Source organism: Citrobacter sp. CK198, assembly GCF_030333295.1.
Classification (GTDB): Bacteria; Pseudomonadota; Gammaproteobacteria; order Enterobacterales; family Enterobacteriaceae; genus Citrobacter_B; species Citrobacter_B koseri.
Genome location: NZ_JAOWGE010000023.1, coordinates 229,437 through 250,237 on the forward strand (window position 1 = coordinate 229,437; position 20,801 = coordinate 250,237).

Below are 20,801 nucleotides of genomic sequence, written 5' to 3' on the forward strand. Positions count from 1 at the left end.
AGCACATCCATCAGTCAGCTATTTACTATGCTCGAATTGCTTTACACCGCCCTTCTCTACCTTATTCAGCCCTTGATCTGGATACGGCTTTGGGTGCGTGGACGTAAAGCGCCAGCCTACCGTAAACGCTGGGGCGAACGTTACGGTTTTTACCGTCATCCGCTTAAACCTGGCGGGATCATGCTGCATTCCGTCTCTGTGGGTGAAACACTGGCGGCAATTCCTTTAGTTCGCGCCCTGCGACACCGTTATCCTGATTTGCCGATTACCGTCACCACCATGACGCCTACCGGCTCAGAGCGCGTACAGTCCGCATTTGGCAGCGATGTTCAGCACGTCTATCTTCCTTATGATTTGCCCGATGCGCTCAACCGTTTCCTGAATAAAGTTGACCCTAAACTGGTGTTGATTATGGAAACCGAGCTCTGGCCGAACCTGATTGCCGCGCTGCATAAACGTCATATTCCGTTGGTTATCGCCAACGCGCGCCTTTCCGCCCGGTCGGCTGCTGGCTATACAAAGCTGGGGAAATTTGTTCGCAGACTGCTGCGCCGCATTACGCTAATCGCTGCGCAAAATGAAGAAGATGGCGCGCGTTTTATCGCGTTGGGTGCGAAAAATAACCAGCTCACCGTCACCGGCAGTCTGAAATTTGATATTTCCGTGACGCCGCAGCTTGCAGCAAAAGCGGTTACGCTACGTCGCCAGTGGGCGCCGCACCGCCCGGTGTGGATCGCCACCAGTACGCATGACGGCGAAGAGAGTATTGTTATCGCCGCCCATCAGGCATTGCTGCATCAATTCCCTAACCTGCTGCTGATTCTGGTTCCTCGCCATCCAGAGCGGTTCCCGGATGCGATTAACCTCGTGCGCCAGGCAGGGCTCAGCTATACCACGCGTTCTTCAGGAGAGGTGCCGTCCGCCAGTACCCAGGTTGTTATTGGCGATACAATGGGCGAATTAATGCTACTGTATGGTATTGCGGATCTCGCATTTGTCGGCGGTTCGCTGGTTGAACGCGGAGGACATAACCCGCTGGAAGCTGCCGCACACGCGATACCGGTATTGATGGGCCCTCATACCTTTAACTTCAAAGATATTTGCGCCCGACTGGAGCAGGCAAGCGGGCTGATTACCGTAACCGATGCCACAACGCTGGTAAAAGAGGTTTCGTCTTTACTGACCGACGCGGATTATCGTAATTTCTACGGTCGACACGCCGTTGAAGTGCTGTACCAAAACCAGGGTGCGCTACAGCGTCTGTTACAACTGCTGGAACCTTACCTGCCACCGAAAACGCATTGAGGGCTGTCATGCAAAAACGGGCGATTTACCCAGGAACCTTCGATCCGATCACCAACGGCCATATTGATATCGTGACGCGCGCGACGCAGATGTTTGATCACGTTATCCTCGCCATTGCCGCCAGCCCCAGCAAAAAACCGATGTTTACCCTTGAAGAGCGTGTAGCGCTGGCGCAACAGGCGACGGCGCACCTCGGCAACGTGGAAGTCATGGGATTCAGCGATTTAATGGCCAACTTCGCGCGCATTCAGCAGGCCAATATTTTGATTCGCGGCTTGCGCGCCGTGGCTGATTTTGAATATGAAATGCAGCTGGCGCACATGAATCGCCATTTAATGCCGCAGCTTGAAAGCGTCTTCCTGATGCCTTCAAAAGAGTGGTCTTTTATCTCTTCTTCGCTGGTAAAAGAAGTGGCGCGCCATCAGGGCGACGTTACCCACTTCTTACCGGAGAACGTTCATCAGGCCCTGATGGATAAGCTGAAGTAAAACGCTTTTACCGGATGGCGCGTCAGCGCGTTATCCGGCCTGCAATCCATCTTATTTCTGACACTGACGGCAGTAGAACGTCGCCCGTTGCGCGTGTTTAGCCGCAACGATCGGCGTACCGCAAACCCGGCACGGTTCCCCTTTACGTCCGTAAACCTGCAACTCCTGAGCAAAATAGCCCGGCTTACCGTCGCTTTGCAGAAAATCTTTCAACGTTGTACCACCCTGCTCGATGGAACGCAGTAAAACGGCCTTAATCACGCGGGCCAGCAGCTCACACTCGACCTGCGATAATGACGACGCCAGACGGTCAGGATGGATGCCAGCCGCAAACAACGACTCACTGGCGTAGATATTTCCCACGCCCACCACCAGTTTGTTATCCATCAGCCAGGGTTTAATTGCCGTTTTCTTCTTCGCACATTTCTGCTGCAAATAGGCCCCGTTAAAATCGTCGCTCAGCGGCTCCGGGCCGAGATGCGCCAGCACGTTATGCCCTTCCAGCTCTTTCGTCCACAGCCAGGCGCCAAAGCGGCGAGGATCGGTGTAGCGCAGGACTTTGCCATTGCTCATCACCAGATCAACGTGGTCATGTTTTTCAGCGGGAAGTTCTTCAGGAAGGATACGCAAACTGCCCGACATTCCCAGATGAATGATGATCCAGCCATCCGGTAACTCCAGCAGCAAATATTTCGCGCGGCGTTGAACGCTGAGTACGGGTTTATCGCTCAGGCGGTAGATCTCTTCCGATACCGGCCAGCGCAGACGTCCATTGCGCACATTGGCATGCAGAATGGTTGCCCCAACCAGATGCGGTTCAATGCCGCGTCGGCTGGTTTCAACTTCAGGTAATTCAGGCATAACGTCTCCGGCTCTGTTTCAGGTCTCATTAATATGGGGACGGCCAGAAAACAAAAAACCCCGCCGAAGCGAGGTTTTTCACTACATCAAAGCGAGAATTATTTGATTTTCGCTTCTTTGTAGATAACGTGCTGACGGACAACTGGATCGAACTTTTTCAGTTCCAGTTTTTCCGGCTTAGTACGTTTGTTCTTCGTGGTGGTATAGAAGTGACCAGTACCAGCAGAAGAAACCAGCTTGATTTTCTCACGAATACCTTTAGCCATGATTTATTTCCTCTAAGTACTTAGTACTTTTCGCCACGGGCACGCAGTTCGGACAGAACTGTTTCGATGCCTTTCTTATCAATTACACGCATACCTTTAGCAGATACACGCAGGGTGACAAAACGCTTCTCGCTCTCAACCCAGAAACGGTGAGAGTGCAGGTTAGGCAGGAAACGGCGTTTAGTCGCGTTCAGTGCGTGGGAACGGTTGTTACCGGTCACCGGACGCTTGCCAGTAACTTGGCAGACTCGGGACATGTCTATTCTCCAAAAATCAAATTAGCTCGAGCTTCGTATGGGGTATTGGCGCCTCGTCAGGCTTCTCAGCCTGGTTATCGCAGTTCATTGTGAACTCTCGATTGCCAGGCCCAAATGCCAAACCCGAGATTCTCAAAGGTGGCGTAGTATACGCTGTGTAAGCGATGTGCTCAAGTCCCGAACAGACAAAGATCCCGATGGATCGCGCGAAGTGTTCTAAATCCAACCACGTTCGGCAAAAGAAACGTACTCTCCGCGCCCAATCACAAGGTGATCCAGTACTCGTATATCCATGAACTGACAACATTTTACGACACGTTCGGTGATGAGTTTATCCGCTTTGCTCGGTTCTGCACACCCCGAGGGGTGATTATGCGCAAGGATCACCGCAGAAGCATTTAATTTTATCGCCTCGCGGATAATCTCGCGCGGATGCACCTCGACATGATTCAGCGTGCCGGAAAAAAGACGGCTGTGTTTAATCACCCGGTGCCGGGCATCCAGAAAGATCACCAGGAAGATCTCCCGCTCTTCCCCCGTCAACTGGCTTTGCAGAAACTCACGCGTCATTTCCGGGCTCAACAACGCGTTTTCCTTCATCATGCGCACCTTGTAATAGCGCCTTGCCAGTTCGGCAATCCCCTTAAGCTGCGCATACTTAGCGATACCGATACCTGTACCGCGAAATTGCGCGAAATCCGCAGACAGCAACCCATAGAGCGACCCACTGCGTTGCAGCGTTTCATGCGCCAGAGCCATCACATCTTTTCCTGGCACTCCTGTACGTAAAAAGAGCGCCAGCAGTTCAACATCCGTCAGCGAACCAATTCCTGACTTCAACATTTTTTCCCGGGGCATTAAACGTTCCGGCGCATCCATACGTTCACCTCCTTAAGCACGCCTCATGGTGGCATAGCTCCTGGGGTGAATCGACGCCCGTATTTCACTCCTGCGTAGCGCCTCGCAAAGTGAATTACGGGCAACTGCACGACGGGATTCAGGATTGTGATAAAATGTCCGCCTTCTGGTGCAATCCAACAGGAAAGATCATGATGAGCCTGGCTGGCAAAAAAATCGTTCTCGGCGTGAGCGGCGGCATTGCTGCCTATAAAACCCCTGAACTGGTGCGTCGTTTACGCGAACGCGGCGCCGACGTCCGCGTGGCGATGACCGAAGCGGCAAAAGCCTTTATCACGCCCCTGAGCCTACAGGCGGTGTCGGGTTATCCCGTTTCTGACAGTCTGCTTGACCCTGCCGCAGAAGCCGCGATGGGCCATATTGAGCTGGGGAAATGGGCGGATTTAGTTATCCTCGCGCCAGCCACGGCAGATCTGATCGCTCGCGTTGCTGCCGGTATGGCCAACGATCTGGTTTCAACGATTTGTCTGGCGACATCCGCCCCGATTGCCGTACTTCCGGCCATGAACCAGCAAATGTATCGCGCCGCCGCCACGCAACATAATCTGGATGTACTCGCGTCACGCGGAATGCTTATCTGGGGGCCGGACAGCGGCAGCCAGGCGTGTGGAGACGTGGGGCCAGGACGCATGCTCGACCCGTTGACCATTGTGGATATGGCGGCAGCGCATTTCTCCCCTGTCAACGATCTGCAACATCTCAACATCATGATTACGGCGGGCCCGACACGCGAGCCGCTCGATCCGGTGCGTTATATCTCTAACCACAGCTCCGGTAAGATGGGATTTGCCATTGCCGCCGCCGCCGCACGACGCGGCGCCAACGTTACGCTGGTTTCCGGCCCCGTTGCGCTGCCCACGCCACCTTTTGTTCAGCGCATTGATGTGATGACCGCGCTGGAAATGGAAGCGGCAGTCCAGGCTGCGGTTCAGAAGCAGCATATTTTCATCGGCTGTGCTGCGGTTGCTGACTACCGTGCAGCCGCCGTCGCCAGCGAAAAAATTAAAAAACAAGCGACGCAGGGCGATGAATTAACAGTAAAAATGGTCAAGAACCCTGATATTGTCGCCGGGGTCGCCGCACTCAAAGACAAGCGTCCTTATGTCGTTGGGTTTGCCGCGGAAACAAATAATGTGGAAGAATACGCCCGGCAAAAACGTATCCGCAAAAACCTTGATCTGATCTGCGCGAACGATGTTTCGCTTTCAACTCAAGGATTTAATAGCGACAGCAACGCATTACACCTTTTCTGGCAGGATGGAGATAAAGCCTTACCGCTCGAACGGAAAGCGCTCCTGGGCCAATTATTACTCGACGAGATCGTGACCCGTTATGATGAAAAAAATCGACGTTAAGATTCTGGACCCGCGCGTTGGGCAGCAATTTCCGCTTCCAACTTATGCCACCTCCGGCTCCGCCGGACTTGACCTGCGCGCCTGTCTCGATGACGCCGTAGAACTGGCGCCTGGCGCAACAACGCTGGTGCCGACCGGTCTGGCGATTCATATTGCCGATCCGTCTCTGGCGGCGGTAATGCTGCCACGTTCCGGCCTGGGCCATAAGCATGGTATTGTGCTCGGCAATCTGGTCGGCCTGATCGACTCTGACTATCAGGGTCAGTTAATGGTTTCCATCTGGAACCGTGGCCAGGACAGCTTTACCATTGAGCCGGGCGAACGTATTGCTCAGATGGTTTTCGTACCGGTTGTACAGGCCGAATTTAATCTGGTGGAAGAGTTTGAAGCCACCGACCGTGGTGAAGGCGGCTTCGGCCATTCTGGTCGCAAGTAAGACATTTACGCATCCTGATAACGACATAACATCGCCGCAAACGCTGAGTTTGCGGTCATAGTGTGGATGCTCGCCTGGCAAGTGCTTATTTTCAGGGGTATTTTGTAACATGGCAGAAAAACAAACTGCGAAAAGGAATCGTCGCGAAGAAATACTTCAGTCTCTGGCGCTGATGCTGGAATCCAGCGATGGAAGCCAACGCATCACAACAGCGAAACTGGCAGCCTCCGTCGGCGTTTCTGAAGCGGCGCTGTATCGCCATTTTCCCAGTAAGACTCGCATGTTCGATAGTCTGATTGAGTTTATCGAAGACAGTCTGATTACCCGTATCAATCTGATCTTAAAAGATGAGAAAGACACCAGCGCGCGTCTGCGTTTAATCGTGTTGTTGATTCTGGGCTTCGGCGAACGCAACCCAGGCCTGACGCGTATCCTCACCGGTCATGCGTTAATGTTTGAACAAGATCGCCTGCAAGGACGAATTAACCAGCTGTTTGAGCGCATTGAAGCGCAGCTGCGTCAGGTTCTGCGGGAAAAAAGAATGCGCGAAGGCGAAGGGTACGCCACGGATGAAACCCTGCTGGCAAGTCAGTTGCTGGCGTTTTGTGAAGGGATGTTGTCCCGCTTTGTACGCAGCGAGTTCAAATACCGCCCAACGGACGATTTCGACGCCCGCTGGCCGTTGGTTGCTGCGCAATTGCAGTAACAGCGTAGCCGGATGGCGGCGATGCCTTATCCGGCCTTACAGGCCCGGTAAGCGCTACGCCGCCGGGCAATTCACTTAAACCCCGTACGCTTCCCGATACGCGCGCACTGCCGCCAGATGCTCCGCCATCTCTGGTTTCTCTTCCAGATACGCAATCAGGTCTTTCAGCGTGATAATCGAGATCACCTGACACCCGTAATCGCGTTCCACTTCCTGAATTGCGGAAATCTCGCCACGGCCACGCTCCTGACGATCCAAAGAAATCAGCACCCCCGCCAGACTTGCGCCATTCGCCTGAATAATCTCCATCGATTCACGAATCGCAGTACCCGCAGTGATCACATCATCCACCAGCATCACGCGTCCCTGTAATGGGCTCCCGACCAGACTTCCGCCTTCACCGTGGTCTTTGGCTTCCTTACGGTTAAAGCAGTACGGCAGGTCTTTGTCATGGTGTTCCGCCAGTGCAACAGCGGTGGTCGTCGCAATCGGAATACCTTTATAGGCCGGACCAAACAGCAGATCGAAATCGATACCCGAATCCACCAACGCTTCGGCATAAAAACGTCCCAGCAGAGCCAGATCGCGCCCGGTATTAAACAGCCCGGCGTTGAAGAAATAGGGGCTTTTGCGCCCGGATTTCAGCGTAAATTCGCCAAACTTTAGTACCTGCTTGTTAAGCGCAAACTCAATAAACTGGCGCTGATACGGTTTCATGGATTCGCTCCTCATTTCACTTTATTACAGACAAAAAAAAGGCGACTCGCTGGTCGCCTTAAAATCAATTTTCTAACGCCGCTTTCTGCGTCGCTACAATGGATTCGATTCCCCCTCGGGCTAACGCCAACAAGGTGAGGAGTTCTTCGTGACTGAACGGCTCGCCTTCTGCCGTTCCCTGCACTTCAATAATTCGACCGTCTTCGGTCATTACCACGTTCATATCGGTTTCAGCTGCGGAGTCTTCAACGTACTCCAGATCGCAGAGCGCTTCACCATTCACGATGCCGACGGAAACCGCAGCCACCATCCCTTTCATCGGGTTGGTTTTCAGCTTACCGTTCGCGACCAGCTTGTTCAGCGCATCGGCCAGCGCAACACAAGCCCCGGAGATAGATGCAGTACGCGTACCGCCGTCCGCCTGGATCACATCGCAATCCAGAGTGATAGTAAACTCGCCAAGCGTTTTAAGATCGACAGCAGCACGCAGCGCGCGGGCGATCAGACGCTGGATTTCCATCGTGCGGCCGCCCTGCTTGCCTTTCGCCGCTTCACGCGCGTTACGGGTATGCGTAGCGCGTGGCAACATGCCATATTCTGCGGTGATCCACCCCTGGCCCTGCCCTTTCAAAAAGCGCGGTACGCCTTCTTCGATGGATGCCGTGCACAGCACTTTGGTATCTCCAAATTCGACCAGCACCGAGCCTTCAGCGTGTTTTGTATAGTTACGGGTCAGGGTTACGGGACGCACCTGATTAGCGCTACGGCCTGCTGGACGCATATTGAGATCTCCGGCTTGAAACGAATGTGGCTGCGCATTATACGGACTTCCGGCGGTTATTCCTATCCTGACAAGGCATGGATGGCTATAATCCTTCCATCTCTCCTTTAAAAACAGGAACGTCTATGATCCGCAGTATGACCGCCTACGCCCGGCGTGAAATCAAGGGTGAATGGGGTAGCGCTACCTGGGAAATGCGCTCGGTAAACCAGCGTTATCTGGAAACGTATTTTCGTCTGCCGGAACAGTTCCGTAGCCTTGAACCTGTTGTACGCGAACGCATTCGTACACGCCTGACGCGCGGAAAAATCGAATGTACTTTACGCTTTGAACCCGATGCCAGCGCGCAAGGCGAACTCATTCTGAATGAGAAGCTGGCAAAGCAGCTCGTTGCCTCTGCGAACTGGGTCAAAATGCAGAGCGATGAAGGGGAAATCAACCCGGTAGATATCCTGCGTTGGCCGGGCGTCATGGCCGCCCAGGAACAGGATCTGGACGCGATTGCCGCAGAGATCCTCGCCGCGCTGGACGGGACGCTGGATGACTTCATTGTCGCCCGGGAAACCGAAGGTCAGGCTTTGAAAGCGCTAATTGAGCAGCGTCTGGAAGGCGTCAGCGCTGAGGTAGTGAAAGTCCGCGCCCATATGCCGGAAATCCTGCAATGGCAGCGCGAACGTCTGGTAGCAAAACTGGAAGACGCACAGGTACAACTGGAAAATAACCGTCTGGAGCAAGAGCTGGTGCTGATGGCACAGCGCATTGACGTGGCGGAAGAGCTGGATCGTCTGGACGCGCACGTCAAAGAAACCTACAACATCCTGAAGAAAAAAGAGGCGGTTGGCCGTCGTCTGGACTTTATGATGCAGGAGTTCAACCGCGAGTCGAACACGCTGGCCTCCAAATCCATCAATGCTGATGTCACCAATTCTGCAATTGAGCTGAAAGTATTGATCGAGCAAATGCGCGAGCAGATCCAGAATATCGAGTAAAGTTTCACGCGATCTCGCGTAGTCTCACTAAGTCTCGTCAGGATAAAAAGGCCATTGTAAATCATGGCCTTTTTTGTTTTATATAGTCTCATATTGTATCACTACAGCGCGTGTTTAACGTGTACTTAGCGGTGTACTTACTCAGCCTTAAGTACACTCATTTAAGTACACCCCCTCTGATGATGAGAGACATATGGGAAATCTGACCGACATACAAATCCGCACATGGAAAAGAAACAACGAGCGCTTCGCAGGACGTTCTGATGGCAATGGGCTATATCTTTGTTTTCCAGAGAAATATAAAGAGATGTTCTGGCGATTTCGTTACAAAATCACAGGAAAATCCAGAGTGATGCTCATTGGCTACTACCCCGCCATTTCTCTCGCTAAAGCGCGGGAAATCGCTAAAGAGCTTTCAGCTCGTGTCGCTCTGGGACATGACGTAGCAGGAGAGAAGCAAGAACGCAAAGCTGAAGCGTTGAAGAAAATGGAAGAAGAGAAACATGCGCTCCGTGTTTCAGAACTAGCTGCGGAATACTTTGAGCGTCAGATCCTCAACCGGTGGAAGCACCCTGACATTCTGCGTCGTCGCATAGACAAAGACATCAACCCTAATATCGGGCATCTCAGAATCGAAGAGGTTAAAGCCTGGCATATCGACGATATGCTGCAAAAAATCGTCCAACGTGGAGCGCCTACAGTTGCTAATGACGTTCTTCGCTGGACTCGCCGTATTTTTGATTTCGGTATCAAGCGACATATGCTTGAAAGCAATCCTACTAGTGCTTTTGAAATCTCAGATGCTGGCGGACAGGAGCAAAGCAGAGAACGCTGGCTCAGCCGTGAAGAATTAATGAAGCTCTTCCAGGCTATGCCCATGACAAAAGGCTTCTCACGTCAAAACGAGCTGACAATGAAGCTTCTGCTGGTGTTTTGCTGCCGCAAGATGGAGCTTTGCGGTGCCCGATGGGAGGAATTCGATCTTGATGAAGCGGTTTGGCACTTGCCCGCTGAACGAGTTAAGAATGGTGATGCGATTGATATACCTATCCCGGCAGTAGCTCTTGAATGGCTGAAAGAACTGCACCAGATGTCCTGCAATAGCCAGTGGGTGCTTCCAGCCAGAAAGATGCAGCACCGCATGATCCCCCACATTCAGGAAAGCACGCTGCCTGTAGCATTGAGCAAGGTGAAGGGTAACCTCCCCGACGTGCCTAATTTTACTATTCATGATTTTCGACGTACCGCGCGATCGCATCTGGCGGCATTAGGTATTGATCCGGTAGTTGCAGAGCGCTGCCTGAATCACAGAATCAAGGGTGTAGAGGGGATATATAACCGTTATCAGTACTTCGATGAGAGGAAGCAAGCGCTTGAGCTTTGGGCTGACTTGCTCGTTTCCTTAGAATTAGAAAGAGGCGAGGGCTATAACGTGATGCCGTTGAGAAAGAGCATAGCGTGAAGTTTGTTGGCACATATTCGAGGCTATGTGCCAATAGAAGAGATGAATGAGTCGATTGCAGCAGGATATCCGTTTGATCAAGACGTTTTCAAATTCTTGGGGTTATAGTGTGCGGTGCTCAACTAATCGTTGCGCTGGGCATTTGACCTGCGGACAATTTTAGTTGCAGCAAAAACAGGTAGCGTATCAAATTCAGGTGAAATCAGGCATTGTGCAATGGAGACAATATGATAGATGAGAGCGTGAAAGCGGTAGCCGAAAAGCTCGCTGTTCCGGTTTATGAAGATGCACTGAGCCCTTTTGCTAAAGAGCTATCAAAGGGATTAGTCTCTATTGCCAGAATGGTAAATTCTGGAGTTTTCCTAATGGAAGACAGTGTATGTGCGGTAACAAACGTCTTGCGGATGACTGCTGAAAATCTGGCATTATTGCCCCCTAAGCAAATTTCATTCGATCGACCAAGGGTTGCTCTCCAGGCTCTGAATGAGGCCAGATTTGCAATAAATGAAGATGAAATACAGCGCCTTTTTTCAAATCTAATATCAGCAAGCCTAGACAAGAAAACTTCGGAAAGTGTTCATCCGGCGTACATCGAAATTATCAAGCAGCTCCTGCCGGATGAAGCTAGAATACTTCGGTTTATGTTTAATAAAGAAAACCATAGAAAAGGTCATGCACCAACGATTGATATAATTCAACAAGATTCGGAGGATAGTAATATAAGAACCACATCAACTACACCAGAAGTAAACCTAATTTGTGAAGATGCTGGTTGTGTTACCCCCGAAAACTCATTTATGTATTTCGTCAACTTAAAACGGTTGGGCCTGCTAGCTACAACATCAGGAACATCTTTCCCAAAGGAAGAGCATGAAAGAATTTTCTCATCAGATAAAGTAAAAGAAATATGCAGAGTGAATTCGCATCTAGATAGAGTTTCTTATAAAAGCGGGCAATATAGTTTTACAGGTTTTGGTCGAGGCTTTGTCAATTCGTGTGTCGGCAGACATAGCATTTAACAAGTCAATAAATTGTGTCGGTTATTGAGTCCTTAACGATCACAAGTCACTCATAGCAGACCGCGGGTGCTTCAGGCTGCTCGTTTAGTGCCGGAGGCGGAAGTTTCTAAGTTCGATCTGCATTAATTTGAAGGGAGCAGGTCATGAGAGCCATCGTTGGCTTAGTTTTTGGAGGATTGAATGGATATCAACTATGTAGTTTCAAAAATGGGATATATAAATGATCTTATAAATACAGGAAAATTTGATTCTGCCCATAAAAATGTAAAGGAACTACTGAAAGTCATAGATGATATAAATACTATCAATGCAAATAGAATAATTATTTTATCTAATTTGGCTGGGAATCTTATTGATATTGGAAGCTTTAGTAACATAAAAAGCATAGCAGAAGAAGGTTTGAGTCTATTTATAAATAACAAAGATGATATTTTGACCATAATGACAAAATCATCATATTACTATAACGTGGCAAATGGCATGGGCGCAGTCCTTGATTTTAATCCTCATGGCGATGCAGATATTGATAGTTTCATTAAACTGAATGAAGTAAAAAATAATTACTGGAAATCGTATAAATACTCCTTAGAAGATGGGGGGGCTCATCCAGAGTTAATGGTAAACCTAGCTAATGCATTAAAAAGACAATATCGTATATCTGAATCAATGGATTATTATGAACAAGCCATATCTATTGATGACTCAATTCCCCAAGCATGGGTCAACAGATCTGAAGCATTAGAGTTGCTTAATGAGTTATCTACCACATATACATATACAATGATTAGGGAAGTTATTCGAGGTTATGAATGTGCAATAAAATCAGGGAAATGTATTCCTTCATGGATTGCTACTTATCAAAGAAAAATAAAGTACAACAAAGATATGTTGAGTGAGTCATGTATAGATACCGTTGAGGATATAATTACAGATGAAAGGCTCACGCAGGAGGAGTATGATGCTTTATCTCACTATCAGAGGTTTTGTATAGATAATAATATAATGTTGTCTGATCATTCTCTATATTGCAATTGTTATGCATCATCTAAAGATAATATAACTATTGCGACCACCGAGAAAGGCGTCTTTGGGGATTTTATTGTGCCAATGGAGATGGTGTTAAACAGGCTTAAAGCTGAGTACTCTTTAGCAAGAAAAATGTTCTTCGAATATAAGGTTGGTAGTGAGTTCTTTTATGAGGATTCTGAGATGTGTTTTTCTGAGTTGTATAACGGTGAGATATTATATGAAAATGTTGAGAAGTTAAGGATAGCATTTAGATCGTGTTTTGGCGTCTTAGATAAAATAGCAGTTGCTCTATGTAAGTTGTATGATTTAAAACCAGATAGAGGGAATATATACTTTCATAACTTCTGGCAGGTTCGTGATGAAAGAAGAAAGGATAAAATAAACAAAATAAATAATAAAGGGCTGTTAGGTCTGTTTAGTATTGCAATGGATTTGAATGATAAAAATGGTGAGCTTGCTTTTTATAGAGATTGGAGGAATGATTTAGAGCATAAGTTATTAGTTATCTACGAGAAAGGTATGTTAACAGATTTATATAATTCTTATGGTTTTTTTGATGAAGTGAAATTTATTGAAAAAGAAACATTTGAGAAGCATCTGTTACAACTTATGAAAATTGTGAAATCAGCGATTATTCTTTTTGTATTCACAATGCGTATGGAGGGGAAGAGAAATATTCCTGATGACGTATTGGTCATTACAAACACCATAGAGAGAAAAGTCTTATAGTATATTTTATCGGGCAATACAAAGGCCGGCATCTATTTATACTCATGCCTTACCGATGAAGTCTACTGTTTAAACTTGGGCTACTACAGAGCAACCGCTTCCGTTCCTCACACATAGCGGAGATTCAGCCCAATTAGCTTTTTTGCTTTGTACTAAAAGCGGACTGTAGCAAAAACTAACTTTTATTATTAACTCCTGAAAATAGAGGTGATAAAAATTTTTCGGGCGGATTTAAGTATATTATACCATGCATATAACCAAGCCATCCAAGCACGTACAATAATACATTGAGCATTTTTTCCGTTAAAAGCTTAGGGTCGCATAATATTTCATTAAAATGCCGTGATGGTTTTTCTTTCATCATGTTTTCTTCTGAAGCTCTTAAGAAATTCACAATCTTATCTTCAAGCTTTGGACTATCTATTCTATGTGCCAACTCATTTCTGAGTTTGTTTAGCGCATCAAGTACGGGCCAGATACCCCTGGGGAACTCTATCTTATACATATGAACTCCGTAAAGCGCTTCAGCTAATTTCAATTTGTGATGAAATGAGAACTGAATACCCTCTAAAGCTTTAGGAACCTTACAGTGAAGCAAGACAATTTCGGACAAAATCTCTTCCAAGAAAAGGTGGGCCTTTAATACTAATGACGTCATATCGAGTTCAGGAGTTAGATGTTTTTCATATTTTGATTGATATTTTTCAGTGAGTCTCTTCAAACTTTCTTGGTCCATATGTGTCCCCCCATAAAACGTTAAATTTAGCGCAATTGTTGGCATCATTAAAGCGCAGCAGTGAAATCGGCTCGTTCTGCACTGGTGTTGGCGCGTCCGACTCCAGCATCCACTATATGTGGTATCAGGGGAGGCTGCGTAGCTGTAGGCGCTGACCTGCTCTCCCCATTGTCAAACAGAACGCTGTTAGCAATGTCCGCTCTTCGCTCACAGCGGACCTTCAGGTCTATTGTTCGTCCGTCCTGTGGTAGAAGCGGGCATCGCTAATATTGTACTATGTAGATTTAGGGGAGTAAGTCAATGGCAACACCTATCGCTATTCAAGAGAGATATGTAATCTTGTAATTGGAAGTATTTCACTTTCATAGTCTTTGGGAGCAAAAATACTAAATAATACAGGGTCAATATCCAAGCCGAGATTAGATATATCTCCCGCTTTATCAGTTGTGAATTGATTAAAAACAGATGATATTATCCTACTATATGGACCACAGTTATTAACCTCTCCAAAATTACTTAGATAAGTTATTTTTAAACCAGATGTAACATCATTCTCAACCATTCCCTCCATTAACGTACTCTTCCATTTCCCATGAGTCAGCAAATAATAAGAAACAATTTTCTCTTTTTCATTTGTAATTTCAACTCCATTTGAAAATATCCGAAACCTCTCTATATCCCAAGTTATTTTACCTTCTAACTTACCGATAGCTATAACAGTCCTTAGATCCTCCGAATATAAATGCAATTCAATATTATTCTTGTGCATAAAAATGAATGCATCACCTAGCATATTCATTTGAGAATGGATCCCAGCTGTTTTATAATCAATAAGATAGCTATCATCTTTTTCTTTGAAAACCTGCAAAGGGACAAGACACCACATTTTCCATTCTGAAAAATAGATGGCAATTCTGAGCGGAAGTCCATTAATGTCAGCATATCTTTTAAGTTTTGCAAGATAATCCTTCTTCAGCTTAAATTTCTGATCTGGGGATTTATTATGACAATTCTTTACCTCCACAAGAATCTTTTCCTGGTTCTTCAGTATCAATCTATAATCAGGGGCCTGTATTTCTTCCCCAGAAAAAAACAGTTCCCCGGAATCCTCTTGCTTAATAAATTCAACTTCTCCTAATGCTCCAACAACGTAAGCAAAAAGAGCCTCAGTTCTTTTCCCGTAAGCTAACGTCTTATTTTTAACAGTTCCTTCAAGGGATTTTTTAATTCTCGATATGAAATCATTTAATGCTAATGGATCATTAACGCTATAATGATGCTTCAATGAAAGCGATGAAAATAATTCAAATGTGTCAAATTTTTCAGGATCTCTACTTTTCTTTTTCATTTTAGAACTTAAATGGTTACGGATTTTGAATTTTAAATGATCCAACATGTATCGTTCCAGGTGATACCATGGGGCCTGTTTCCTTCTCATCTGCAATTAACAGTTCAATCTCAGATTTTTAAGAGGAAAATATACCGCTTTATGCTGAACATCTGATGAAATAATCTTCATTGATGTACTAATGCTTGTTCATTGTAGATACTCTTATTTGAATATTGACGTAGTAACTCTAGAGTAGCAGATATTGAAGGGATTACCAATTACGCCACTTAGAGCATTATTATTTATGTCTCAATACAGGCAAGCATCACCATTGCTCTGGATGCTTGCCAGACTAACTATTCCTTCCGATACTTCCCGTCCATAGAACCAATAGCAGACACACCACAATAGTTTTCGCAACTATGGGTCATCACACTAACAGAACCATCGTTCAATTCGCTAATCACTGCCACACATGCGCTTGTTGGGTCGCTGTATGCCCAGCGATTTCGCTGTCCTGCACCTACGCCAACATCTCTTGCAACACCGTCCATATTACAAACACCTGAAGAATTACCATGAGATGCATTAATATTAAATTCTATGCCCTCATTGTGTTGAAATATGGATAACGCACCATTACGCTTTACATATTCGTCAGCATGAGCCACAGGTAAGCTGGCGATCAGCAGAAAAGTTACAATTGCTTTCTTCATTAGTAATAATTCCCTTTGCTTTTTGTGAATATTTAATAATCTATATTTCTATTTTTTATATTTATAAGGTTTTATGGGTTGAATTTATCTCTATTGATAGCGTAACTGGCATAACTCATAAATACACTGGAAAGGCCTCTTACATCTCTTGCTGTAACAGGTTCAATGACTTCATCACCTGATATAAGTCCAGATAAAAAAAGCTCATCACCTTCTTCTTTTAACACAAATCCAGTGTATGGTTGTCCTGATATTTTTATCCTAAATCCCAGGTAATCTTTATAGTCAATTTTATCTAACGATTTAAAACCAGGTAATTCATACATTAGTGACAAGTAATTTTCTAAAGTAGAATATTTCACATAACCAGCAAGATTGATAAATATAGTAGATTTTAACTGTGATTCTGTATATCCTAAATCATGGACCTGACCGCTATGCTTAACAGAAAACTCCTTAATAATATCTTCTGTAGATTTATTGTTTTTCGCATTCTCCTCTTTATTAATCACATCCATTGCTTCGGTATATTTAACATATTCCATTTTTCCGCGAACATAATCGAAGCACTCATTCCAGAGATAATCTATACGCTTCGAGTACATATCCTTAATGCATTGGGTATTGCCGCATGAGTCTCGCTTTTCAAGCCATTCAATCTGACTTTTTTTAATCTTCGATTTGACATTATCTGGCATTACAGAGTTCATAGCGATCTTATAATTTTGAGCCATAAAATCATCAAGCCTATTTAATTTATAATCAGCACAGACCATTTTCTCAGCACCAGAGTTTGCTTGTGTGCAATCAAATGAAGCAGCATAACTTGTACAACTGATTGTGAATGGCAAAAGTAGAAGCATTTTCTTGAATGAGGTAGTCATAATTATTTTCCTTTATTTTAAATAAAAGTTATATGCTGAGCTTTCTTAATCCATCTATCGTATAGGTTGAAGATACATATGGAGATTGAATAAGCCTAAATGTACTTGCACCAACAATGTGATTCATTACCCGAACATCCTGGTAAGAGGATTTTTCAGATAATTGAGCGCGATGGTAGAACGCTGAATATGCGACAAGGCCTTCACTCCATGTAATATCTCTTGTTGGTGCAACAATTGCATTGCAAAATGATTTATGAAGATCAAATAACTCCGAAACTCCACTCCCAACAGAACAACTTGAAAAGCAAATACATTTCCCTCGCAAAATTGGCCATGCTATTTGATCGAAATCCTTCCAGGTAATAAATCCCTCGTCTGTTAATATAATCCCCTTATCTGTACCATGAGCACTGATGTGCACATACTTTATGTGTTCTCGTTGAGCTATTTTTAATGCTTTAGCAAACATAGACCTGTTTACTACTTCAAAATTTTTTGCATAGACTCCTTGTAACTCCAAAATTTGCTTTAGTGTGCTTCCTTCATTTCTTTCCTCATAAATATCCAAATCACTACGGGATTCAATAATCAGTATTTTTTGTGCTCTCATTACTAATACCGTATACAAATCACGTCACGCTTCACAACAGACATACTAGGTAAACATGCAACAGAGGCAGACTCCAGCGTTGAGATAGAGGCTAACGAGATCATTGAAAGAAACAGATATTGGCTCAAACGCAGCTCCTGATTGCTTCAAATGTTAATGAAGACGTCTTTTGTTCGGCTATCTATAACTTAGCCTGCGTAGCAGAAAGAAGTTCTATGAAGAGTAGGGTTAACGATTTTTTCAGGAAGTAGCGGCACAGTAAAATTGTTAAAACCGATCGATAGCAGTCAAATCGATCGGTATAATCTATAGGAATAATCGATCGATTGCCTGTGTTTGATAAGTAAAATCGATCATTTGATTTAGAAAGCATCCGGCAGTAAGTGCAGTCAATCAACGCGAAGCAAGCTTAAACATGAAGCCTATAGAAGACCTTCCACACAGTGAGAAACTTTCGATAATATGCTGCTCACTTGTACGTCCAAAGCTATAAGCCAGTTGCACTGTGAACCTTGTAATAATCCATCATCTTGATAAAATATTTTATTGTTTACCTTAAGATATAGTTAAGGCTATTAACATAATACAATCTTGTTTTATTTAAAATACGATCTTGCAAGCTCTCCTGAATATAGATTTACTTAGTGTATAAATAAATGCGCCTATCGGATATAAATACAATAGGCGCAAATAACAATCAATAGCTGTTTCAGCCATTTTTTTTCGAGCTAATGGTAAATTTTTTATCTATTTCCATGATTTTTTTAACCACTAATTTTTCACTCAAAAGATATTCAATAAACTTTTCGTGATCATAACTGGTCACTTTGTTATCCAAAGGCTGAAGTTCATCACTGATTGTCTCCTTCACTTCATTTCTTAGGGATGAAAGTGGGATTTTAACACCTCTGGTTTTTAGTTCTTGCAAGATATTTTCATCATCCGAATTTTTATCATGCTTTAAATGAGTGACAAATTGGTGTAAGTGAAGTAATCCAATTGCTTCTTCTGATTTTGGCTGATAGCTGATTAAGCTCTCGGAGATTCGTAATAAATATTTCATAACCTCAGAATATGTCTCAACGAGGTTATATTTTCCTGACACTGGACGTCGATAACCCAAATTCTCACATAAATCTGCAAGTTTATCGTAGTCCGATCTTTCCAGTCTCAGTGAAAGCTTATATTCCCCAAGCTTATCCAATTTTTCCTTACGTCTGTTTTGATATTCAATGTATTTTTCACGGCGATGAATCAGCTCAGATTCCTCTCGCTTTTTTACCTTCTTAACCACAATACCTCCCGTCTGACTCAACATACTTCCATATCTGATCATCAGATTAACAACAACCCAATGGTATTCAAGTGAAAAATCTGATCTTCAGATTAAAAAGTCTTAGCTCAGAGAGATTTGCAATCATGAATAGATGGTAATCAACTGATATTAATGCAAAAAATTAATTGATCTTAAAATCTGTAAAGCCATGTCGCATCAATTGGATGCGTTAAACAAACAGGCTTTACCATGCATACCTCACGCCTAATCAAACTGAAAACAGTCCTTGAATACTGTGCCATCTCACGAGCAACTGTCTATCGCCAGGTAAAAGCAGGCCACTTCCCTGAGCCTGTACGCCTGACAGGTGGAATCGCTGCTACAAACGAATCCTCGCGTGCTGTTGCATGGCGAGAAGAGGAAATACTGCAATGGATTGCCAATCGTCAAAAAGTGTCGTTAGCAGAAAACAAAATTTGATGACGCTTATGGATTAGAAATCCCCATCCCTCTAATAGCACGTTATATGCACATAGATATGAATAGTGAGAGTAATAACTGATAGTGAATACATATATTAATCATGATCTCACATTAGCCAATAACTCTCACTATTCTGAACAGGAATAGTTATGTTACTACATAGAAAAAATATAGATTTGTGTCGTTCTTTAAAGCTCGGAAAAGATAAGCATGGACACGCTCTAAAGATAAGGATTGATAAGTTAACTATAGTTAGTTATTTTTCAACCATAGAAGAAAAAGAGGAGGTATATAATAGATTCGAAGAAATGAGGCAAGGAATACATGAAAAGTATCGGGTGAAGTACATTAGAAACAAAGAAAAAAAACCTTATCGAAAATCATTAAACATTTACAGAAGGAAGAAACAAACTCCAGCTCTATTGCATATCGATTATGTACCGATACATCCTAATACTGGAGAAGTACGTTTTGATTTTCATCCTCAGCATATGACAACAGAAAGAATAGATCATCTACTATCATGGGTGAATAGTGTATTAGGCGAGACATTCTATCAGCTACGCGTTCGAGCTTGGATCACGCGAGTAGACGTAGCTCTTGACGTGTATAACTGCAAGCTAGATGATTATATATGGGGATTAAAGCGTTCAGGAATAACTAAGTATTACGATACTGAAAATGGTTTACCAGGAGTCAGAATAGGTAGCCATCGCTCCATATTACATATCCATTGCTATGAAAAAGTTAATGCGCGCCGCGACAGAAAACTCATTCTGAAGAATCGTGCCAAATACATTAATATCAACCTGGATGAACATAAGCGTTTCTTGCGTATCGAAGCTCGATACATGCCGGGTGCTAAACCAACCAGTAAGAAAAAGGATGCCTTGATGCTGTCCCAACTTCTGGAGATGAGAAACCCCTTCAAACGACTCCAGGTCTACTCTAAGAACTTAGGGAAGGAGCTGCTTAACAAAGGATACCTTCATGCCCTGCCCAAAGAGCCCAGCGTCATAGCTTTGAAGAGTGCTCTTAAGCAACAGCCAGGGCGTTCACGCTTGACTGCCATGCTTACCAGACATAAAACAGTGCTTTTCGATGAACGTGAGATCTGGAATCTGTGGCCACGCTGCGTTGAGCAATTAAGCAGCATATACAACATAGCATCTGCTTACGGTGTACTTAAGGGTGTAGCTAATCGAAAAGACGATTAGATAAAACACTTGTAAATCAAAGAATATATAGCACCACTCAACATTCAGATCCACCCACGTAGCACCGTCGCGATGCGATGGTGCTACGTGCTTCCTTTACACTCCGTACTGCTCTCGCCACTTTCGGATTATTTTTTCTTATCCATTTTCTAATCCATTAAAAATGAATAACGCATAAATAGCGGATAAATCGCAATATCCACATAAACTATAGTTATCAAAATTGCT

At 44.9% G+C, this 20,801-nt stretch carries 23 protein-coding genes; 11 read left to right on the forward strand and 12 right to left on the reverse strand.

The annotated features are described in order from the left end of the window. Positions 1 to 27: 27 nt before the first annotated feature. The gene (waaA, locus tag OGY62_RS03540) at positions 28 to 1,305 is read left to right on the forward strand and encodes a lipid IV(A) 3-deoxy-D-manno-octulosonic acid transferase (protein ID WP_012135770.1); all 1,278 of its coding nucleotides are present in this window, start codon (positions 28 to 30) and stop codon (positions 1,303 to 1,305) included. 8 nt (positions 1,306 to 1,313) lie between these two features. Next, positions 1,314 to 1,793 carry a pantetheine-phosphate adenylyltransferase gene (gene coaD / locus OGY62_RS03545; protein ID WP_012135771.1) on the forward strand — a complete coding sequence of 160 codons (480 nt, stop codon included), beginning with the start codon at positions 1,314 to 1,316 and terminating at the stop codon, positions 1,791 to 1,793. A gap of 51 nt (positions 1,794 to 1,844) precedes the next feature. Here the strand turns inward: coaD and mutM are convergent, their stop codons facing one another. From mutM to radC, 4 genes are all read right to left on the reverse strand, one after another. After that, a complete protein-coding gene (gene mutM, locus OGY62_RS03550; protein ID WP_012135772.1) occupies positions 1,845 to 2,654 on the reverse strand; it encodes a bifunctional DNA-formamidopyrimidine glycosylase/DNA-(apurinic or apyrimidinic site) lyase in 810 nt (269 codons plus the stop codon). Between the two features lie 98 nt (positions 2,655 to 2,752). Next, the gene (gene rpmG / locus OGY62_RS03555; protein ID WP_001051798.1) at positions 2,753 to 2,920 is read right to left on the reverse strand and encodes a 50S ribosomal protein L33; all 168 of its coding nucleotides are present in this window, start codon (positions 2,918 to 2,920) and stop codon (positions 2,753 to 2,755) included. A 20-nt stretch (positions 2,921 to 2,940) separates the two neighbouring features. Further along, positions 2,941 to 3,177 carry a 50S ribosomal protein L28 gene (gene rpmB, locus OGY62_RS03560; RefSeq protein ID WP_003024071.1) on the reverse strand — a complete coding sequence of 79 codons (237 nt, stop codon included), beginning with the start codon at positions 3,175 to 3,177 and terminating at the stop codon, positions 2,941 to 2,943. A 216-nt stretch (positions 3,178 to 3,393) separates the two neighbouring features. Continuing rightward, positions 3,394 to 4,056, reverse strand: a complete 663-nt coding sequence (radC, locus tag OGY62_RS03565) for a RadC family protein (protein WP_275376105.1) — start codon at positions 4,054 to 4,056, stop codon at positions 3,394 to 3,396. A 173-nt stretch (positions 4,057 to 4,229) separates the two neighbouring features. Here radC and coaBC point away from each other — a divergent pair, with 173 nt between their 5' ends. The 3 genes from coaBC (at position 4,230) to slmA (ending at position 6,592) form a co-directional block, all read left to right on the forward strand. After that, positions 4,230 to 5,450, forward strand: a complete 1,221-nt coding sequence (gene coaBC / locus OGY62_RS03570) for a bifunctional phosphopantothenoylcysteine decarboxylase/phosphopantothenate--cysteine ligase CoaBC (protein ID WP_286459169.1) — start codon at positions 4,230 to 4,232, stop codon at positions 5,448 to 5,450. After that, positions 5,428 to 5,886, forward strand: a complete 459-nt coding sequence (gene dut / locus OGY62_RS03575; protein WP_006687626.1) for a dUTP diphosphatase — start codon at positions 5,428 to 5,430, stop codon at positions 5,884 to 5,886. The genes coaBC and dut overlap by 23 nt, the downstream gene beginning before the upstream one ends. Positions 5,887 to 5,995: 109 nt before the next feature. Beyond that, entirely contained in the window at positions 5,996 to 6,592 is a 597-nt protein-coding gene (gene slmA, locus OGY62_RS03580) for a nucleoid occlusion factor SlmA (RefSeq protein WP_012135776.1), read from the forward strand. 75 nt (positions 6,593 to 6,667) lie between these two features. Here the strand turns inward: slmA and pyrE are convergent, their stop codons facing one another. Both pyrE and rph read right to left on the reverse strand, forming a co-directional pair. Beyond that, a complete protein-coding gene (gene pyrE, locus OGY62_RS03585; protein ID WP_024131063.1) occupies positions 6,668 to 7,309 on the reverse strand; it encodes an orotate phosphoribosyltransferase in 642 nt (213 codons plus the stop codon). 64 nt (positions 7,310 to 7,373) lie between these two features. Next, entirely contained in the window at positions 7,374 to 8,090 is a 717-nt protein-coding gene (gene rph, locus OGY62_RS03590; RefSeq protein ID WP_012135779.1) for a ribonuclease PH, read from the reverse strand. A gap of 125 nt (positions 8,091 to 8,215) precedes the next feature. Between rph and OGY62_RS03595 the strand changes: the two genes are divergently transcribed. The 4 genes from OGY62_RS03595 to OGY62_RS03610 all read left to right on the forward strand — a co-directional run bounded on the left by OGY62_RS03595 (position 8,216) and on the right by OGY62_RS03610 (position 13,318). After that, complete coding sequence (locus OGY62_RS03595; RefSeq protein WP_012135780.1) at positions 8,216 to 9,079, forward strand: YicC/YloC family endoribonuclease; 864 nt, start codon at positions 8,216 to 8,218, stop codon at positions 9,077 to 9,079. Between the two features lie 193 nt (positions 9,080 to 9,272). Further along, complete coding sequence (locus OGY62_RS03600) at positions 9,273 to 10,541, forward strand: tyrosine-type recombinase/integrase (protein WP_186412866.1); 1,269 nt, start codon at positions 9,273 to 9,275, stop codon at positions 10,539 to 10,541. 227 nt (positions 10,542 to 10,768) lie between these two features. Next, positions 10,769 to 11,560, forward strand: coding sequence for a DUF4393 domain-containing protein (locus tag OGY62_RS03605; protein ID WP_286459103.1), 792 nt, complete (start codon positions 10,769 to 10,771; stop codon positions 11,558 to 11,560). Between the two features lie 180 nt (positions 11,561 to 11,740). Then, positions 11,741 to 13,318 (forward strand): LA2681 family HEPN domain-containing protein, encoded by a 1,578-nt coding sequence (locus tag OGY62_RS03610; RefSeq protein ID WP_286459104.1) that lies wholly within the window; start codon positions 11,741 to 11,743, stop codon positions 13,316 to 13,318. 175 nt (positions 13,319 to 13,493) lie between these two features. Here the strand turns inward: OGY62_RS03610 and OGY62_RS03615 are convergent, their stop codons facing one another. The 6 genes from OGY62_RS03615 to OGY62_RS03640 form a co-directional block, all read right to left on the reverse strand. Continuing rightward, on the reverse strand, positions 13,494 to 14,054 hold the full coding sequence (locus OGY62_RS03615) for a hypothetical protein (protein ID WP_286459105.1): 561 nt from the start codon (positions 14,052 to 14,054) through the stop codon (positions 13,494 to 13,496). A gap of 316 nt (positions 14,055 to 14,370) precedes the next feature. Continuing rightward, positions 14,371 to 15,450 carry a hypothetical protein gene (locus OGY62_RS03620; RefSeq protein ID WP_286459107.1) on the reverse strand — a complete coding sequence of 360 codons (1,080 nt, stop codon included), beginning with the start codon at positions 15,448 to 15,450 and terminating at the stop codon, positions 14,371 to 14,373. A 290-nt stretch (positions 15,451 to 15,740) separates the two neighbouring features. Beyond that, entirely contained in the window at positions 15,741 to 16,100 is a 360-nt protein-coding gene (locus OGY62_RS03625) for an acyl-CoA dehydrogenase (protein ID WP_286459108.1), read from the reverse strand. Between the two features lie 71 nt (positions 16,101 to 16,171). Next, positions 16,172 to 16,984, reverse strand: a complete 813-nt coding sequence (locus OGY62_RS03630; protein WP_286459109.1) for a lysozyme inhibitor LprI family protein — start codon at positions 16,982 to 16,984, stop codon at positions 16,172 to 16,174. Positions 16,985 to 17,012: 28 nt separating this feature from the next. Further along, on the reverse strand, positions 17,013 to 17,597 hold the full coding sequence (locus OGY62_RS03635; RefSeq protein ID WP_186412859.1) for a hypothetical protein: 585 nt from the start codon (positions 17,595 to 17,597) through the stop codon (positions 17,013 to 17,015). A 709-nt stretch (positions 17,598 to 18,306) separates the two neighbouring features. Beyond that, the gene (locus OGY62_RS03640) at positions 18,307 to 18,891 is read right to left on the reverse strand and encodes a hypothetical protein (protein WP_186412858.1); all 585 of its coding nucleotides are present in this window, start codon (positions 18,889 to 18,891) and stop codon (positions 18,307 to 18,309) included. A gap of 231 nt (positions 18,892 to 19,122) precedes the next feature. Between OGY62_RS03640 and OGY62_RS03645 the strand changes: the two genes are divergently transcribed. After that, positions 19,123 to 19,353, forward strand: a complete 231-nt coding sequence (locus tag OGY62_RS03645; RefSeq protein WP_186412857.1) for a helix-turn-helix transcriptional regulator — start codon at positions 19,123 to 19,125, stop codon at positions 19,351 to 19,353. A 152-nt stretch (positions 19,354 to 19,505) separates the two neighbouring features. Next, on the forward strand, positions 19,506 to 20,573 hold the full coding sequence (locus tag OGY62_RS03650) for a hypothetical protein (protein ID WP_286459114.1): 1,068 nt from the start codon (positions 19,506 to 19,508) through the stop codon (positions 20,571 to 20,573). Positions 20,574 to 20,801: the final 228 nt, after the last annotated feature.

Bases quoted from the DNA above. Each gene is read 5' to 3' on its own strand.
- waaA (WP_012135770.1), top strand. From the start codon at position 28: ATGCTCGAATTGCTTTACACCGCCCTTCTCTACCTTATTCAGCCCTTG.
- coaD (WP_012135771.1), top strand. From the start codon at position 1,314: ATGCAAAAACGGGCGATTTACCCAGGAACCTTCGATCCGATCACCAAC.
- mutM (WP_012135772.1), bottom strand. From the start codon at position 2,654: ATGCCTGAATTACCTGAAGTTGAAACCAGCCGACGCGGCATTGAACCG.
- rpmG (WP_001051798.1), bottom strand. From the start codon at position 2,920: ATGGCTAAAGGTATTCGTGAGAAAATCAAGCTGGTTTCTTCTGCTGGT.
- rpmB (WP_003024071.1), bottom strand. From the start codon at position 3,177: ATGTCCCGAGTCTGCCAAGTTACTGGCAAGCGTCCGGTGACCGGTAAC.
- radC (WP_275376105.1), bottom strand. From the start codon at position 4,056: ATGGATGCGCCGGAACGTTTAATGCCCCGGGAAAAAATGTTGAAGTCA.
- coaBC (WP_286459169.1), top strand. From the start codon at position 4,230: ATGAGCCTGGCTGGCAAAAAAATCGTTCTCGGCGTGAGCGGCGGCATT.
- dut (WP_006687626.1), top strand. From the start codon at position 5,428: ATGATGAAAAAAATCGACGTTAAGATTCTGGACCCGCGCGTTGGGCAG.
- slmA (WP_012135776.1), top strand. From the start codon at position 5,996: ATGGCAGAAAAACAAACTGCGAAAAGGAATCGTCGCGAAGAAATACTT.
- pyrE (WP_024131063.1), bottom strand. From the start codon at position 7,309: ATGAAACCGTATCAGCGCCAGTTTATTGAGTTTGCGCTTAACAAGCAG.
- rph (WP_012135779.1), bottom strand. From the start codon at position 8,090: ATGCGTCCAGCAGGCCGTAGCGCTAATCAGGTGCGTCCCGTAACCCTG.
- OGY62_RS03595 (WP_012135780.1), top strand. From the start codon at position 8,216: ATGATCCGCAGTATGACCGCCTACGCCCGGCGTGAAATCAAGGGTGAA.
- OGY62_RS03600 (WP_186412866.1), top strand. From the start codon at position 9,273: ATGGGAAATCTGACCGACATACAAATCCGCACATGGAAAAGAAACAAC.
- OGY62_RS03605 (WP_286459103.1), top strand. From the start codon at position 10,769: ATGATAGATGAGAGCGTGAAAGCGGTAGCCGAAAAGCTCGCTGTTCCG.
- OGY62_RS03610 (WP_286459104.1), top strand. From the start codon at position 11,741: ATGGATATCAACTATGTAGTTTCAAAAATGGGATATATAAATGATCTT.
- OGY62_RS03615 (WP_286459105.1), bottom strand. From the start codon at position 14,054: ATGGACCAAGAAAGTTTGAAGAGACTCACTGAAAAATATCAATCAAAA.
- OGY62_RS03620 (WP_286459107.1), bottom strand. From the start codon at position 15,450: ATGTTGGATCATTTAAAATTCAAAATCCGTAACCATTTAAGTTCTAAA.
- OGY62_RS03625 (WP_286459108.1), bottom strand. From the start codon at position 16,100: ATGAAGAAAGCAATTGTAACTTTTCTGCTGATCGCCAGCTTACCTGTG.
- OGY62_RS03630 (WP_286459109.1), bottom strand. From the start codon at position 16,984: ATGACTACCTCATTCAAGAAAATGCTTCTACTTTTGCCATTCACAATC.
- OGY62_RS03635 (WP_186412859.1), bottom strand. From the start codon at position 17,597: ATGAGAGCACAAAAAATACTGATTATTGAATCCCGTAGTGATTTGGAT.
- OGY62_RS03645 (WP_186412857.1), top strand. From the start codon at position 19,123: ATGCATACCTCACGCCTAATCAAACTGAAAACAGTCCTTGAATACTGT.
- OGY62_RS03650 (WP_286459114.1), top strand. From the start codon at position 19,506: ATGTTACTACATAGAAAAAATATAGATTTGTGTCGTTCTTTAAAGCTC.